The organism is Cellulosimicrobium sp. KWT-B, assembly GCF_002127155.1.
Classification (GTDB): Bacteria; Actinomycetota; Actinomycetes; order Actinomycetales; family Cellulomonadaceae; genus Cellulosimicrobium; species Cellulosimicrobium funkei.
In genome coordinates, this window is the sequence record NZ_NEDO01000007.1 from 120,479 (window position 1) to 135,895 (window position 15,417).

15 protein-coding genes and 1 pseudogene are annotated in these 15,417 nt (G+C 73.7%); 2 read left to right on the forward strand and 14 right to left on the reverse strand.

Annotation, left to right across the window (positions count from 1 at the left end):
- The 12 genes and pseudogenes from ftsX to B9L22_RS18645 form a co-directional block, all read right to left on the reverse strand.
- Complete coding sequence (gene ftsX, locus B9L22_RS18590; RefSeq protein WP_021483124.1) at positions 1–912, reverse strand: permease-like cell division protein FtsX; 912 nt, start codon at positions 910–912, stop codon at positions 1–3.
- Positions 913–1,166: 254 nt separating this feature from the next.
- Positions 1,167–1,847 (reverse strand): annotated as a pseudogene (ftsE, locus tag B9L22_RS18595) (cell division ATP-binding protein FtsE); the annotation flags it as partial.
- Between the two features lie 162 nt (positions 1,848–2,009).
- The gene (gene prfB, locus B9L22_RS18600; RefSeq protein WP_031316541.1) at positions 2,010–3,122 is read right to left on the reverse strand and encodes a peptide chain release factor 2; all 1,113 of its coding nucleotides are present in this window, start codon (positions 3,120–3,122) and stop codon (positions 2,010–2,012) included.
- 186 nt (positions 3,123–3,308) lie between these two features.
- Positions 3,309–4,511: a WxL protein peptidoglycan domain-containing protein gene (locus B9L22_RS18605; protein ID WP_198947343.1), complete on the reverse strand. Its 1,203-nt coding sequence runs from the start codon at positions 4,509–4,511 to the stop codon at positions 3,309–3,311.
- 132 nt (positions 4,512–4,643) lie between these two features.
- Entirely contained in the window at positions 4,644–5,261 is a 618-nt protein-coding gene (locus B9L22_RS18610) for a hypothetical protein (protein ID WP_021483459.1), read from the reverse strand.
- Positions 5,262–5,450: 189 nt separating this feature from the next.
- The gene (locus tag B9L22_RS18615; RefSeq protein WP_143317388.1) at positions 5,451–6,086 is read right to left on the reverse strand and encodes a hypothetical protein; all 636 of its coding nucleotides are present in this window, start codon (positions 6,084–6,086) and stop codon (positions 5,451–5,453) included.
- On the reverse strand, positions 6,083–6,556 hold the full coding sequence (locus B9L22_RS18620) for a TadE/TadG family type IV pilus assembly protein (protein WP_233140231.1): 474 nt from the start codon (positions 6,554–6,556) through the stop codon (positions 6,083–6,085). Before B9L22_RS18620 ends, B9L22_RS18615 begins: the two co-directional genes overlap by 4 nt.
- Positions 6,553–6,972, reverse strand: a complete 420-nt coding sequence (locus B9L22_RS18625; protein WP_233140232.1) for a TadE/TadG family type IV pilus assembly protein — start codon at positions 6,970–6,972, stop codon at positions 6,553–6,555. The genes B9L22_RS18620 and B9L22_RS18625 overlap by 4 nt, the downstream gene beginning before the upstream one ends.
- Positions 6,962–7,177: a hypothetical protein gene (locus tag B9L22_RS18630; protein WP_369824876.1), complete on the reverse strand. Its 216-nt coding sequence runs from the start codon at positions 7,175–7,177 to the stop codon at positions 6,962–6,964. The genes B9L22_RS18625 and B9L22_RS18630 overlap by 11 nt, the downstream gene beginning before the upstream one ends.
- A 68-nt stretch (positions 7,178–7,245) precedes the next feature.
- Positions 7,246–8,187 (reverse strand): type II secretion system F family protein, encoded by a 942-nt coding sequence (locus B9L22_RS18635; RefSeq protein ID WP_086151470.1) that lies wholly within the window; start codon positions 8,185–8,187, stop codon positions 7,246–7,248.
- On the reverse strand, positions 8,184–9,044 hold the full coding sequence (locus B9L22_RS18640; protein ID WP_086151471.1) for a type II secretion system F family protein: 861 nt from the start codon (positions 9,042–9,044) through the stop codon (positions 8,184–8,186). Before B9L22_RS18640 ends, B9L22_RS18635 begins: the two co-directional genes overlap by 4 nt.
- A gap of 2 nt (positions 9,045–9,046) precedes the next feature.
- Positions 9,047–10,330 carry a CpaF family protein gene (locus tag B9L22_RS18645; protein ID WP_086151526.1) on the reverse strand — a complete coding sequence of 428 codons (1,284 nt, stop codon included), beginning with the start codon at positions 10,328–10,330 and terminating at the stop codon, positions 9,047–9,049.
- A gap of 199 nt (positions 10,331–10,529) precedes the next feature.
- Between B9L22_RS18645 and B9L22_RS18650 the strand changes: the two genes are divergently transcribed.
- The gene (locus tag B9L22_RS18650) at positions 10,530–11,753 is read left to right on the forward strand and encodes a pyridoxal phosphate-dependent aminotransferase (protein WP_086151472.1); all 1,224 of its coding nucleotides are present in this window, start codon (positions 10,530–10,532) and stop codon (positions 11,751–11,753) included.
- 6 nt (positions 11,754–11,759) lie between these two features.
- On the opposite strand, the gene B9L22_RS18655 is transcribed toward B9L22_RS18650, so the two are convergent.
- The gene (locus B9L22_RS18655) at positions 11,760–13,127 is read right to left on the reverse strand and encodes an LCP family protein (RefSeq protein ID WP_233140233.1); all 1,368 of its coding nucleotides are present in this window, start codon (positions 13,125–13,127) and stop codon (positions 11,760–11,762) included.
- 79 nt (positions 13,128–13,206) lie between these two features.
- Positions 13,207–14,442, reverse strand: a complete 1,236-nt coding sequence (locus tag B9L22_RS18660) for a multidrug effflux MFS transporter (RefSeq protein WP_086151473.1) — start codon at positions 14,440–14,442, stop codon at positions 13,207–13,209.
- A gap of 165 nt (positions 14,443–14,607) precedes the next feature.
- Here B9L22_RS18660 and B9L22_RS18665 point away from each other — a divergent pair, with 165 nt between their 5' ends.
- Complete coding sequence (locus B9L22_RS18665) at positions 14,608–15,375, forward strand: SOS response-associated peptidase (protein ID WP_086151474.1); 768 nt, start codon at positions 14,608–14,610, stop codon at positions 15,373–15,375.
- Positions 15,376–15,417 lie beyond the last annotated feature (42 nt).

Here is a 15,417-nt window from a genome sequence, read left to right on the forward strand (position 1 = left end):
TCACACCCTCGTGTGGCGGTTGAGCGTGACGACCGAGGACACGGCCGCCAGCAGGAAAGCGATCCCGACGAGCACGGGTGCGATGCGCAGCACGTCCGCCTCGTCGACGTAGGCCACCCACGTCACGGACTGGGACAGCCAGTCCGTGACGAGGTACTTCACGCCGACCCAGAGCCCGCCGACCGCCAGGACCGCGCCGAGCACGGCGGCGATCGCGCCCTCGAGGAGGAACGGGAGCTGGATGAACAGGTTCGACGCCCCGACCAGCCGCATGATGCCCGTCTCGCGCCGTCGGCTCAGCGCGGAGAGGCGGATCGTCGTCGTGATGAGCAGCACGGCCGCGAGCAGCATGACCGCCGCGAGACCGGCCGCGAGCAGGGACGCTCGGTTGAGCGCGAGGAACAGCGAGTCGAAGATGCGGCGCTGGTCCTCGACCACCTCGACGCCCGGCCGCCCCGTCACGACGTCGTTGACGACCTCGTAGTTCTCCGGGTTGGTGAGCTTGAGGCGGAAGGACGCCTGCATGTCGTCGACCGTGAGCTGCGTGCCCAGGTACCCGTCGGGGTAGCGCTCGGTGAACGCCGCGAACGCGTCGTCCTTGGACTCGAAGTAGACCGTCTGGATCTCGTCGCCGAGCTCGGTGTCGAACAGGTCCTCGATCGCCGCGATCTGGTCGGGCGTGGCCTCGCCGGCCGCGCACGTGGGCGACGGCGACCCGGCCGGGCAGAGGAAGACGGACACCTCGACCTTGTCGTACCAGTCGTCCTTGAGCTTGCCGATCTGCGCCTGGAGCAGCAGCGACGACCCGACGAACGTGAGCGAGACGAAGGTGACGAGCACGACGGAGACGGCCATGGACACGTTGCGCCGCAGGCCCTGGCCGAGCTCCGCGAGGATGAACTGGAGTCGCACGCCGCTCACTCCCCCGCCGTCGCGTCGACGTGGCGACGCGTCGAGCGTCGCCGGGGCAGCGGTGGCCGGCCCGACGCGTCGACCGCGGGCGTCGCGCCGGTGGCCGGCGTCCGGTCCGGCGCCTCGGCCGGGTCCTGCGCCGAGGACGGCGCCGGGTCGGGCGCCGCGGACGGGCGTGCGGTCCGGCGCACGACGGCGGTCGGCACCGACTCGGGCGCCGGTCCGGTCGCCGGGTCGGGGATGACCTGGCCGCGCGCGCCGTACGAGCCGTGCGCCTGGTCGCGCACGAGCGTGCCGGTGTCGAGCTCGACGACGCGGCGGCGCATCTGGTTGACGATCTCCTCGTCGTGCGTCGCCATGACGACGGTCGTGCCGGTGCGGTTGATGCGGTCGAGCAGGCGCATGATCCCGAGGGACGTCGTGGGGTCGAGGTTCCCGGTCGGCTCGTCGGCGAGCAGGATCGGCGGGCGGTTGACCATGGCGCGCGCGATGGCGACGCGCTGCTGCTCACCGCCGGAGAGCTCGTGCGGGCGACGCTTCTCCTTGCCCGCGAGGCCCACCATCTCGAGCGTCTCGGGCACCGTGATCGCGATGGTGTGACGCGGCTTGCCGATCACCTGGAGCGCGAACGCGACGTTCTCGAACACGGTCTTGTTGGGCAGCAGGCGGAAGTCCTGGAAGACCACCCCGATCTGGCGGCGCAGCTTCGGGACGTTCCAGCTCGACATCGACCCGAGGTCGCGGCCCGCGACGAAGACCTTGCCCTTCGTCGGGCGCTCCTCGCGCAGTACGAGGTGCAGGCACGTCGACTTGCCGGAGCCGGACGCACCGACGAGGAAGACGAACTCGCCGCGCCGGACCTCCAACGACACGTCGTCGACGGCCGGCCTCGCGCCGCGCGCGTAGACCTTGGTGACGTTCTCGAAGCGGATCACAGCGGCACGTTCCTCGGGTCGGGGGTCGATCCGTGGACGAACGGGGTTCGTCGCACGATCCCGAGGGTAGGCATGCGTCTGCGGCCCGGCGGGGCGGACACGCCGCGCCCGGGTGCATCGATCCGTTGCTCGGATCAATCGGCCCGGGGCGGCCGCGGAGGGTCAGGCCTCCTTCTGCACCCCGCGGCGCCAGCGGATCCCGGCCTCGATGAAGTCGTCGATGTCGCCGTCGAACACCGCCGAGGGGTTGCCCACCTCGTGCTCGGTGCGCAGGTCCTTGACCATCTGGTACGGCTGCAGCACGTAGGAGCGCATCTGGTCGCCCCAGCTCGCCTTGATGTCGCCCGCGAGCTCCTTCTTCTTCGCGTTCTCCTCCTCCTGGCGCACGAGCAGCAGGCGGGACTGGAGCACGCGGAGAGCCGCGGCGCGGTTCTGGATCTGCGACTTCTCGTTCTGCATCGAGACGACGATGCCCGTCGGGATGTGCGTCATGCGCACCGCGGAGTCCGTCGTGTTGACCGACTGCCCGCCCGGGCCCGAGGACCGGAACACGTCGACCTTGATCTCCGACTCCGGGATCTCGATCGAGTCCGTCTGCTCGATGAGCGGGATCACCTCGACCGCCGCGAACGACGTCTGGCGGCGGCCCTGGTTGTCGAACGGCGAGATGCGCACGAGGCGGTGGGTGCCCGCCTCGACCGACAGGTGGCCGAACGCGTACGGCGCCTTCACCTCGAAGGTCGCGGACTTGAGCCCCGCCTCCTCGGCGTACGACGTGTCGAGGACCGTCGTCGGGTAGCCGTGGCGCTCCGCCCAGCGCAGGTACATGCGCAGCAGCATCTCCGCGAAGTCTGCCGCGTCCACGCCACCGGCGCCCGCGCGGATCGTCACGACGGCCTCGCGCGCGTCGTACTCGCCCGCGAGCAGGGTGCGGACCTCGAGCTGGTCGAGGTCCTTGCGGATGGCGGCGACCTCGTTCTCGGCCTCGACGAGGGTGTCCTCGTCCTCCATCTCCTGGCCCATCTCGACCAGGGTCTCGACGTCGGCGATGCGCTGCCCGAGCTTCTTCACCCGGTCCAGCTCCGACTGCGCGGCGGAGAGCGCCGACGTCACCTTCTGCGCCGCGTCGGGGTCGTCCCACAGGTCGGGCGCCGACGCCTTCTCCGAGAGGTTCGCGATCGTCGCGCGCAGCTCCTCCGGGTCGCTCACGCTCTCGATGGACTCGAGCGTGCTCCGCAGCGCCTTGATCTCGGACGGGAAGTCGATGGTGGCCACGAGGTTCAAGGTTACGCGACCCCGCGCGCGGTCGGCGCCGTCGCGCGAGGCCACGGCGAGGGATTGGCGCGGGCTCTCCTCGCGGGGTCCCGCGCGGGCCGCCGCGGGGGGGGTTCGGCGCGGGGGGGTTCGGCGCGGGGGGTTCGGCGCGCCGCCGGGCGAGGGCCGCCCGACGGCGCGTCGCCGTCAGTCCTTCGCGCCGCTCTGCGCGGCGGAGCCGCCCGTGGTCGACGGCGCCGGCTCGGCGGTCGTCGCCTGCTGGCGGCCCTCGTCGCGCGCCTTCGCGAGCATCGCCTCGAGGCGCTGGCGACGGCGTCGGCGGTCGTCCCGGACGCCCACGATCACGACCACGACGATCGCGAGGAGCAGGAGCTGCGGCCACGGGACCGCCCACGTGGTGACGGTGACCGTGACGGGGTCGACCGGCGCGTCGACCTGGTCGTCGCCGACGACCGTCGGCGTCACGGTGATCGTCGTGCTGACCGGTCCGAGCGGCCAGACGTCGGCGAACGCGACCTTGCTCCGCAGGGACCCGCCCGGCAGGACCTCCCCGAGCGGCTCCGCCGTCGCCTCGTCCGTCACGGCGCCGAAGAGGGCGGAGGTCGCGACCTGGCCCTCGGCGCCGAGGCGCACGTTGCCGTCGTTGGCGACGTCGTAGGAGACGCTGAGGTCGCCCGCGGCGAACGGGTTCCACGACGGCGCGTAGGAGGCCTTGACGTCCTCGACGGCGAGCGCGGGCTGGATCTCGCCGGTGACGCGCGTCGTGACGCGGAACCCGACACGGCTCTCGACGCCGACGCTCGTACCGCCCTCGCCGCCGCCCGTGCTCGTGACCGACGCGGCGATGCCCGCCGGGTGGTCGCCCGGGGTCGCGTTCTCGGGGACCGTGATCGTGTACGGGACGACCACCGTCTCCTTCGGTCCCACCTCGACGCTCTCCTGGACCGTGAACCACGTCCCCGCGTCGGTGGACTCCTGGTCCGACGAGAGCATGTTGAAGCGCCCGTTGGCGGTGAGGTAGCCGTCCGCCGCCTTGAGCGCGAACGTGGCCGGCACGTCGCTGAAGTTCGAGACGGCGATGTGCTCCTCGACCGTCGTGCCCGGGTCGGCGACGAGGTCGACGCCGCGACGCCCGTCGGGACCGTTCGCGTCCGCGGGCTTGGCGCCCCACGTGATGCGGTCCTCGGTGTCGAGGGGCAGCGCCGTCGGCAGAGCGCTCACGACGTCGGCCTGCGCGCTCGTGGCGGCGGTCGTCGCGGACGCGGCGACCGCGAGCGGGGTCGCGGGCAGGAGGCCGAGGGCGAGGGCGGTCGCGGCGAGGACGAGACGACGCCCGCGACGGCGGGACGGGGACCCGGTGCGGGCGGGGTGCGTTGGTGCGGGGATCACGCAGGGGCTTCTCTCCGTACGACGACGGGTCGCCCGCCCGGCACGACCGTGGTCGTGCGGGACGGTGCGACCCGTCGTGTGACTACTCGGTCGGTGCCCGGTCGGAACCGGTCACCGGGACGTCGGGACGGCTCAGTCCTCGAACAGGGACAGCGTGATGGTCGAGTTGTACGCGCCCGGCGCGACGTCCTCACCCGTGCGCAGCGTGAGGTTCGCGCCGGCGGTCCAGGAACCCTCGGGGTTGACCTCGGCCGAGTCGAACGTCGAGACCAGGAGCTCCTGGTCGACGAGACCCGGGCCGTCCTCGAGGGAGGGCTCGACCGGCTCGCCCTCGGAGACCAGGCCGGTGTCGCCACCGTCGACGAGGGTCGGGGCCCAGCCGAGGTTGTCGGCACCGATCTCGCCCGCGTCGCCCGTGAAGGCCGACGCGCTGCCCAGCACGTACCAGTAGGCGCCCTCGGGCACCTCGGTCCGCGTGTCGGTGACGGTGACCTCCGGCAGCGCACCGTTGAACTCGCGCGTGCCCTCGACCGACGACTCGTCGGCCTCGGTCAGCGTGGTCGAGTTCGCGGCGACGGTGAGGGCGAGGTTGCCCGGCTCCACGTTGGACTCGATCTCCACGGAGACGTCGACGTTCGTGTCGTCGCCCACCTGGTCGGCGGAGGCAGCGGACGCGAGGGCGACCGTGCCGATGAGCATCGCGCCGAGGGCACCCCCGGCGACGAGCTTCTTCGTTGCTCGTGCGTTCATGTTGTAGCTCTCCATCGTTGGAGTTGTTGTCGGACCGGATCACCATAGCGGCGAACCTGGGGTTTTGACAGGGCCGAACCAGAAGTGGCCATCCAAAGTTAAGAAAGTGAACAAAGGCGCGCGAGCGCGCTCACGCGACGTTGCGGTATTCCTTTCCCTGGACGTTCTTCGTCGAACAGCAACAGGTGCTCACCACGCTCTGGCACGTGACTCTGCACGCACGATGATGCCATCACTCCACGCCCCGGTCACCCAGCTGATCATCGCGGGTCGCGCCCGCGCGGCGAGGCCGACCGACGCCGTACGCCCGTCGCCGGTCGACGCGTCGGTCACCACGACCTCGCTCAGACCGGCGAGCGCCGCCGGGTTCCGGGCGAGATAGTCGTCGACGTCCGCGCGGATCCCGGCGTCGGTCAGCGTGAGGACGGCACCCTCGACCGGCGGCGCGGCGCCGCCGGAGTAGAACGTCTCAGGGGTCGTCGAGTCGGCCGCCGTGAGGGCGAGCGCATCCGCGAGCGCGTAGAGCCGCTTGCGTTCGAGGTGCACCTCCGTGGCGCTCACCACGACCGTCACGAGGAGCAGCGCGAACGCGACGAACGCGCTCGTGAGCAGCAGGATGCGGCCGTCCTCCTCCCGCTCGTCCGAGCCCCGGAGCCGCGCGACGAGCGCCGCCGACCCGCGCACGACCGCGCCGGACCGCCGCCCGGGACCGCGTCCGGGTGCGCCCCCGGGTGTCGGGGTGCCCGCGCCCAGGGGCGACGGGGTGCCCATGGGTGTCGGGGCGCCCAGGGGCGACGCGGCGCTCGCGGGCGACGGGGCGCTCACGGCCGCCGCGCCGCGTACGCGTCGACGGACGCGACGTGCCGCGCCTCCACGGGGACCGCGAGGGGGACGACCCCCCGCACGAGCTCGGGCACGAGCGGGAGCGGCACGTCGAGCCGGACGTGCGCCGTCACCTCGCCGCCCGGCTCCAGGCAGACCTGTGACGAGCAGGCGATCGTCAGACCGCCCGCGCTCGGGGCGAACCCCTGGTCGCCGAGCGCCAGGGCCACGGCCGCCGAGGCGAGCCGGGCGCCGTCGTCGCTCGACGGTGCCGTGACGAACGCGCGCGCCGCCTCCCGAGAGGCGCCCTCCACGGCGAACGTCGCGGCCTGCACCCGACCCACCGTGAGCACGAGGTAGAGGACCGGCAGGAGGAGGACGAGCGCGACTCCGAGGAACTCGACGACCGCGCTCCCCCGTTCCGAGCGCTCCCCCGTCAGCCTCGCGCGGAGCCGAGCGAGCAGGCGCGTCACGGGGCCTCCTCCAGCGCGTGACCGCGGACGGTGAGTGCTCCGGCCGGGCCGAGCAGCCCGACGACCGGGAGCGGCGCGGTCACCGTGACCTCGACGACGGGCAGACCGTCCACGACGGTCTGGCGCGCGACGACGTCCTGGGCGTACCGCGCCGAGAGCGCTGACACGACGAGGTCGCGCGTGCGGGCCACGCCGTCGTGGGGGCCGCGGTCGGCACGACCTGCGACGCGGGCGCCCTCCGCCGCGCAGTCCACCAGCGTCGCGCGCACGTGGACGGCGAGCGCGACCTGGACGACCCCGAGGAACAGCACGAGCACGAGGACGGAGACGAGGGTGAACTCGACGACGGCGGAGCCCCGCTCCGGGTCCTCGACGCCGACTCCCGGGCCACCGCGACGCACCACCTCAGGGGGCACCGACGCTCGAGATGGCGTTGCTGAAGGCCTCCGTCAGCGCCGGCCCGGCGACGGCCCACAGGGCGATCACCAGCCCCGCCGTCATCAAGGTGATGAGCACCCATCCCGGTACGTCACCGCGTTCCGGGTCCTGACCGGTCAGCCGCCCGAGCGCGCCGCGCGCTGCGGCGCGCACGGCCTGGTTCCCTCGACTCCACCCCTGCATGCTTCTCCTTCGTCGTCGTTTCGATCGGTCGCACCGGACGGTCGTGCCGGACGGTCGTGGGCTGCTGCTCAGAAGCCGAGCCGCAGGGTCGCGAGCGACGGGAAGACGGCGTAGACCACCGTCACGGGAAGGATGAGGAAGACGACGGGGACCATCATCACGACCTCTTTCCTCCCGCCCGCCTCCATGAGCGCGCGGCGTCCCGACTCGCGCACGTCCTGCGCCTGCGCCCGCAGCACGTCGGCGAGCGGGGTCCCCCGTTCGACGGCCACCGCGACCCCCTCCGCGAATCGGGTGAGGCTCGGCAGCCCGGTGCGGTCGGCGAGCTGCTCGAGCGCCCGGGCGAGCGGGGTCCCGGCACGCACGGTCGCGAGGGTCGTGCGCAGCTCGCCCGAGAGCTCGCCGTGCGCGGTGGTCGCGACGCGGTCGAGCGCGACGACCGGCCCCTCGCCCGCGTTCACCGCGAGCGCGAGGAGCTCGGCGACCGTGGGGAACTCGGCGAGCATGCGCTCCTCCCGACGGCGCACGGCGCGGGTCAGCGCGTGGTCGCACGCGAGCACCCCGCCGGCGCCGCACAGCAGCACGAGGATCACCAGGGCGGCGACCGACGACCCCCGCGTCGCCGCGAGCAGCACGGCGAGCGCCGTCCCGCCGCCGAGCCCGACGACGCCCCACACGAGCTGCCGGGCGCGGAACTGCTCGACGCTGCGTCCGCGGCCGGCACGGTCGAGGCGGCGCCGGACGTCGGACGCCGTCGAGCCGAACCGTTCCAGCGCACGGCCCGCGTCGGCGAGCAGCGGCGCGAGGAGTCGTTCGAGGGTCGGGAAGGGAGATCGCACGGGGTGGTCGCGCAGCAGGACGGACGTGCGGTCGTGGGTGCGCAGGTAGGGCGCGAGCCGCTCGTCGAGGCGGATCGACCGCCCCCGGAGCCCGGCGACCACAAGGAGGACACCGAGCCCGCCGAGCGCGCCGAGCGCGGCACCGGCCCAGGACACGTCGACGGCGCTCATCGCAGCACCCGCTCTTCCTCGGGCAGCCGCCCGATCCGCAGCATCAGCTGGTACGCCGCCGCGGAGCACGCCGCGCCGGCGGCGAGGACGACCGCACCCGCCGTGGAGTTGTACGCGGCCGCCGTCTCCGGGCGCGTCGCGAGGAAGCCGAGCACGACCCACGGGCCGGCGACCGCGAGTCGCGCCCCGTTCACGGTCCACGACTGGCGGGCCTCGAGCTCACCGCGCGTGCGGGCGTCCTCGCGCAGGAAGGTCGACAGGGTGCGCAGGAGGCGTCCCAGGTCGGTGCCGCCGACGTCCCGCGTGATCCGGAGCGCCTCGACGATGCGGTCGGCGACCGGGTCCGCGAGCCGGTCCTTGAGCAGGTCGAGGCACTCCCCGAACCGGCCGGACGCGCGGTAGTCCCGCGCGAACTGGGTGAACGGCTCGCGCAGCTCGACCGGACCGCGCTCGCCGAGCTGGCCGACGGCCTCGGGCAGCGACAGCCCCGCGCGCACGCCCGAGGACAGGTGGTCCAGCACCTCGGGCCAGACCTCGCGCAGCCGTGCACGCCGCCGCCGGGCGCGGGACCGCACGAGGAGGGAGGGCGCTCCCGCGGCGATGACGGCGAAGCAGGCCGCGATGGTCCACGAGCGCGCGAGGACCGTCCCGACCACGAGGACGACGAGCCCGACGCCGACGCTCGCGACCACCAGGGCACCGGGTGTCACCGCCGGTGCACCGGCCTGGACGAGCAGGTCCTGCGTGCGCGCCGCCCACCCGTCGGCACGACGCACGCGCGGGGGCCCGGGCGCCCAGAACGACCACCAGACGCAGAACAACCCCGCGCCGAGGAGGAGGCCCACCGCCACGCCCACGGTCAGCCCACCCTCGTCGGCGCGGCGCCGTCGAGCACGTCGGCACTGGCCGGGCCCGTCCGCAGGACCGCTGCCAGGTCGATGCCCGCGCGCGCGAAGCGCTCCGCGCGCGGCGGGAAGCCTCCCGCCCGCACCAGCCGGTCGCCCGAACGCACGAAGATCTCCGCGGCCTCCACGACGCCCTGCTCGACGCGGCCCGTCACACCGAGGATCTCGCGCACGCCGCGACGCCCGTCGGCGTCGACGCCCAGGTGCACGACGAGGTCGATCGCGGACGCGACCGTCGGCACCACGAAGCGGTCCGAGACGTTCTCGCCCGCGAGCAGGGGCAGCGTGCACATCTTGGTGATCGCCTCCCGGGCGGAGTTCGCGTGGATCGTGCACATGCCCGGAACTCCGGCGTTCAACGCGACGAGCAGGTCGAGGCTCTCCGCCTCGCGGACCTCGCCGATGACGATGCGGTCCGGGCGCATGCGCAGCGCCTCCTTCACCAGGCGCCGCAAGGGGATCTCCCCCGTGCCCTCGAGGCTCGGCTGCCGGCACTGGAGCGACACGACGTCGCGCACGGCGAAGCGCAGCTCGAACACCTCCTCGCACGTGACGACACGCTGCGCGGGCGGGACCGACCCGGCGAGGGCGTTGAGCATCGTCGTCTTGCCCGCCTGCGTGGCTCCCGCGACGAGGATGTTCAGCCCGGCCCGCACGGACGCGTCGAGGAACGCGGCGGCCTGGGGCGGGAGCGCGCCGAGCCGGACCATGTCGTCCAGGTGCGACGCCCGGACGACGTGCTTGCGGATGTTCACCGCCCACTCGCTGCGCGTGACGTCGGGGATGACGACGTGCAGCCGCTCCCCGCCCGGGAGGCACGCGTCGACGAACGGGCTCGACAGGTCGAGCCGACGCCCGGACGACCGCAGCATCTGCTCCACGAGGTCGCGCACCTGCTGCGCCGTGAGGATCGTCGTCGTCAGCTCCGACGAGCCGCCGCGCGCCACGAACACCTGGGAGGGCGCGTTGATCCAGATCTCCTCGATCTCCGGGTCGTCGAGGTAGGGCTGGAGCGGCCCCAGCCCGGCGACGGCGTCGACGACCGCGCGACCGGCGGCGGCGGGGTCGGCGAGCGGCGCGACGGCCCCGAGCGCGCTGCGCGTCTCGTAGTCCGCGACGACGTCGCGCACCAGCTGGTCGACGGCCGCGCGGTCGCGCGCGGGGTCCACCCCGCGCCGTCGGACGAGCTCGCGCACCTCGCCCTCGAGCACGCCGACGGCGTGCGTGTCCGTAGACATGTCGAGCATTCCCCCTGCTCCGTCGGCGGGCTGCCCCGCCGGTCGTCAACGATCTGCGCCAGAGAGTAGGGCATGGACGCGCCCCCGTGAACCGCCCCTGTGGACAAGGCCGCGGGCGCCCCGGAATCCCGCGCTGTCCATTCACCACCTCCATCCCGGCGTCCCACATCGTGGTCGTCGCGACGGCTAGGGTCGGGCCATGACGGACCTCCCGCCCGGCCGCTGGCAGGCCGCCGCGCGCGCCACGGGCCTCCTGGGCGCCGACGGCGCGGTCGCGGCGACGATCTTCGCCGAGATGACGGCGCTCGCGCAGCGCACCGGGGCGATCAACCTCGGGCAGGGCTTCCCGGACGTCGACGGCCCGGCCGCGGTGAAGCACGCCGCGGTGCGCGCGATCGAGGACGGCCACAACCAGTACCCGCCGGGCCCGGGCATCCTCGAGCTGCGCAACGCCGTCGCGAGCCACCAGTTCCGCCACTACGGCCTGGACCCGGACCCGGAGACCGAGGTGCTCGTGACGACGGGCGCCACCGAGGCCCTCGCGGCGACGATCCTCGCGCTCGCCGGGCCGGGCGACGACGTCGTGACGCTGGAGCCGTTCTACGACTCCCACGCCGCGTGCATCGCGCTCGCGGGCGCGCGGCACGTCACGGTCCCCCTGCTCCCCGGCCCCGACCGCTTCCGGCTCGACGTGGACGCGCTGGGCACCGCCGTCACCGACCGGACGCGCCTGATCGTCGTGAACTCGCCGCACAACCCGACGGGGACGGTCCTCGACCTCGACGAGCTCGACGCGATCGCCGCCGTCGCGCGCCTGCACGACGTCGTGGTCGTCACGGACGAGGTGTACGAGCACCTGACGTTCGACGACGCCCGGCACGTGCCGATCGCGACGCTGCCGGGGATGCGGCAGCGGACGATCACCATCTCCTCGGCCGGCAAGACGTTCTCGTTCACGGGGTGGAAGGTGGGGTGGCTGCACGGCCCCGAGCCGCTCGTGACGGCGGTCCGCACGGTGAAGCAGTTCCTCACCTACACGTCGGGCGCGCCGTTCCAGCCCGCGATCGCCGACGCGCTCGCGGACGACGAGACCCCGCGCGCGCTCGCCGACTCGCTCGCCGCACGCCGTGACCTGCTGTGCGAGGGCCTGGTCCGCGCCGGGTTCGACGTCGTCGTGCCGCAGGGCACGTACTTCGTCATCGCCGACGGCGCCGCGCTCGGATTCGAGGACGGCACCGCGCTGTGCCGCGAGCTGCCCGCCCTCGCGGGCGTCGTGGCCGTCCCCGTGAGCGCGTTCTGCACCCAGGGGTCGACGACGGCGCGCGCGCTCGCGTCCCGCGTCCGGTTCACGTTCGTCAAGCGCGAGGACGTCCTGCACGAGGCCGTGCGGCGCCTGGCCGCGCTCGGCGCGTCGCGGCCCTGAGCGAGGTCAGGCGCACACGCCGTCGCGTGGCTCCTCCGTCTCACCGGCTCCCGGGTCGGTCCCGGCACCGGGGTCCGTCGCGCCCGTGCCGGGGTCGACGGCACCGGTCCCGGGGTCGGTGGTGCCCGGGTCCGTCCCCGCTCCGGGGTCGGTCGCGCCGTCCGCGGGGGCCGTGGCGTCGTCGCGCGGGTCCGTGACGGGCTCGTGGCCGGGCGGGGGCGCGTCGTCGATCAGCCGCTGCCAGATCGCGTCGGCCTCCGCCGTCCACTCGACGCGGTTGCGGTCGCTCGCCGCGTCCACGACGGGGACCTGGGTGAAGACGACCTCGGAGGGCTTGATGGCACGCAGGCTGAACGCGAGCCCGGCGAGCGCCGTCGGGTCCGCGATCGTCGGGTCCGCGCTGATGGAGCCGAGCACGGCCTCGATGACCCCGTAGAGCTGGGGCGAGTTGGTGATGATGTTCTGCGAGAGCAGCTCGCGCACCGCCGAGTCGATGAACGCCTGCTGCCGGGCGATGCGGGTGAGGTCGGAGCCCACCTCGAGGCCCATGCCCGTCCCATGGCGCGCACGGAGGAAGCCGATCGCCTCGTGACCGTTGAGCGTGTACTGACCGGCGGGGAGGTTCAGCGTGCCGTACTTCGGGTTCTCGACGATGGGCTCCGGGAAGCACATGGTCACGCCGTCGATCGCGTCGACCACGCCGATGACCCCGGTCATCTTCACCACGACGTGGTTGGTGATGGGCACCCCCGTGAGGCTGTAGACCGACGAGATCGTGCAGCCGGCGGCCGCCTCCATGTCGTCGACGCCGCCCGACCCGATCTGGAACGCCTCGTTGAACATGGTGTTGCGCCGGGGCGAGGACATCGACCCGTCGGGGAGCTTGCACGCGGGCAGGTCGACGAGCGAGTCGCGCGGGATCGACACGACCTCCATGCGCGTGCGGTCGCCGGACACGTGCACGATGAACGTGGTGTCGGACCGCATGCCCTCCTCCTCGCCCGCGAGCGCGGCGTTCTCGGCGTCGCGGTAGTCCGTGCCCATGACGAGGATGTTGAGCGCCTTGCCCGCGAACGGGTCGGAGGGGTCCTTCGGCGGTTCCTCGGTCGGCATGCCGACCACGTACTCGGACACGTCGCTCACGGTGATCTTCGACTTGAGGTCGAGGTACACGGCTCCGGCGCCGACGGCCAGGAAGACGAACGCGCCGGTGAGGACGAGCCCGATCGCCCGGGCGACGCGGTGCGAGCGGAGCGCGCGGGCGTGGTGCGGGCCCCCGGCGGGCTTGTCCGTCGCCCCCTTGCGGGAGCGTGTCTCCTGCGTCGCGCGGGACCTCGCGCGTGCGGGCGGCGAGGCGGGGGCGGTCTTTGGCACGGTCCGAGAGTAGAGGGTCGTGCGCGAATGCGTGCGCCGGACCAGCGGGAGGACGTGTGAAAGGGCGGCGAAGACCGGGTCAGACGGGCGTGTGCCAGCCCCCGCGGCGGAACGCGGGCGTGGCGAGCGCGAGCACGAGGATCGAGGCGACGACCGCCCCGAGCATGACGGTGGACATCGCGACGGCGTCGCCGCCGAGGACGCCGACGAGCGGGCTCACGAGCCCGGCGACGCCGGCCTGGAACGCGCCGATGACCGCGGCGGCGGTGCCGGCGATCTCGCCGTGCCGCGTGAGCGCGAGCGCGGAGGCGTTCGCGGGGATGAGGCCCTGCATGGACAGGACGAGGAACAGCGCGGCGACGATCCCGACGATGCCGCCCGCCCCCGTCAGGGCGACCACGAGGAGGCCGACGGCGAACACGCCCTGCACCACGAGCGCCGTCCGGAGCAGCCGCACGGGCGCGACGCGGCGGACGAGCGCGGCGTTCGCCTGCGCCGACAGCACGAGCCCGATGCCGTTCACGGCGAACAGGAGCGCGAACTGCCCGTGGCTGAGCCCGTACCCCTCCTGCAGGACGAAGGGTGAGCCGACGACGTAGCTCATGAGCACGGCCTGCCCGAGACCGGGGAGCACGGCGAGCGCGACGAAGTGCCGGTCGCGCAGGAGACCCGCGTACCCGCGCAGGACGGTGCGCGCCCCGGCGGGGCGACGGCGCTCGAGCGGCAGGGACTCGGGCATGAAGAACAGGACGATCGCGCCGAGCACGACGCCGCCGAGCGCGAGGACCCAGAAGACCGCCCGCCAGGTGGCGTGCGCGCCGATGAACGACCCGATGGAGGGCGCGAGGAGCGGCGCGAGCCCGATGACGAGCATGAGCCGCGACAGGACGCGCGCGGCCTCGGACCCGGTGAACCGGTCGCGGATGGCGGCGATCGCGACGACGGACGCGGACGCGTTGAAGAACCCCTGGAGCACGCGCAGGCCGACGAGGATGCCGATGTTGGGCGCGAACGCGCACAGGATCGACGTGACGACGTGCAGCGAGAGCCCGACGAGCACGGGCAGACGACGGCCGTAGCGGTCGGAGAGCGGCCCGATGACGAGCTGCCCGACGGCGCCGCCGAGGAGCATGCCGGACAGCGTGAGCTGCGCGAGGGAGTCGGGCGCACCGAGCTCGGCGCCCACCTCGGGCAGGAGCGGGAGGTACATGTCCACCGTGAGCGCGGGCAGCGTGGCGAGCGCGCCGAGGAGCAGGACCCAGCGGGCGGACGATCTCGGTCGGGGCACGGCGGGGTCGACCGAGGAGGGTGGCATGACTCCTATCGTAACGATTCGATCACGTGCGGACCGGGCTCCCGGGCGTGACCCTGCTCTCCCTTGGTACGGGCCCGGCCGTCGCGCGCGCAGCCCGGCGGCCCTCCCCGGGCGCCCGCCCGCCGGCCCGGCGCGAGCGTGGGTGGCGTGCGGCACCCTGGAGGCATGTGCGGACGCTATGCCTCCTTCCGGGACGCCCAGGACCTCGCGGACGAGTTCGCGATCGCCGACGTGGCCGACGACGCGCGCCTCCTCCCGCCGTCGTGGAACCTCGCGCCGACGGACCCGGTGCGGATCGTCGTCGAGCGCGCCGCGAAGGACACGGGCGAGGTGCGCCGCTCTCTGCGGCTCGCGCGCTGGGGCCTCGTGCCGTCGTGGTCGACGGACCCGAAGGGCGGCGCGCGGATGATCAACGCGCGGGCGGAGTCGATCCTCGACAAGCCGGCGTTCGCCAAGCCGTTCGGCGTGCGCCGGTGCCTCGTGCCCGCCGACGGCTACTACGAGTGGCGCGTCCTGCCCGACGGCGCGTCCCCCGCCGGGTCCGCGGGCGCGCCGGCGCGCCGGAGCAAGGTCCCCAAGCAGCCGTACTGGATCGCGCCCGGCGACGGGCGCAGCGCCGCGTTCGCGGGGCTCTACGAGTTCTGGCGCGACCGCACCAAGGCGGACGACGACCCGGACCGCTGGCTCGTCTCGACGACCATCATCACGACCGACGCGGCGCCCTACCTCGCCGAGATCCACGACCGCATGCCGCTCGCCCTGCCGTCCGAAGCCTGGGACGCGTGGCTCGACCCGGCGGTCGACGCGCGGGGCGCCGCCGACCTCCTCGGGCTCGGCGGCCCGCACGACGACGTCCCCATGGTCGCGCGCGAGATCTCGACCCTCGTCAACTCGGTGACGAACGACGGCCCGGGGCTCCTCGAGGCGGTCTGACCGGGCCCTGTCCTGCCGCGCGGACGTCGGCGGCCGCGCGCC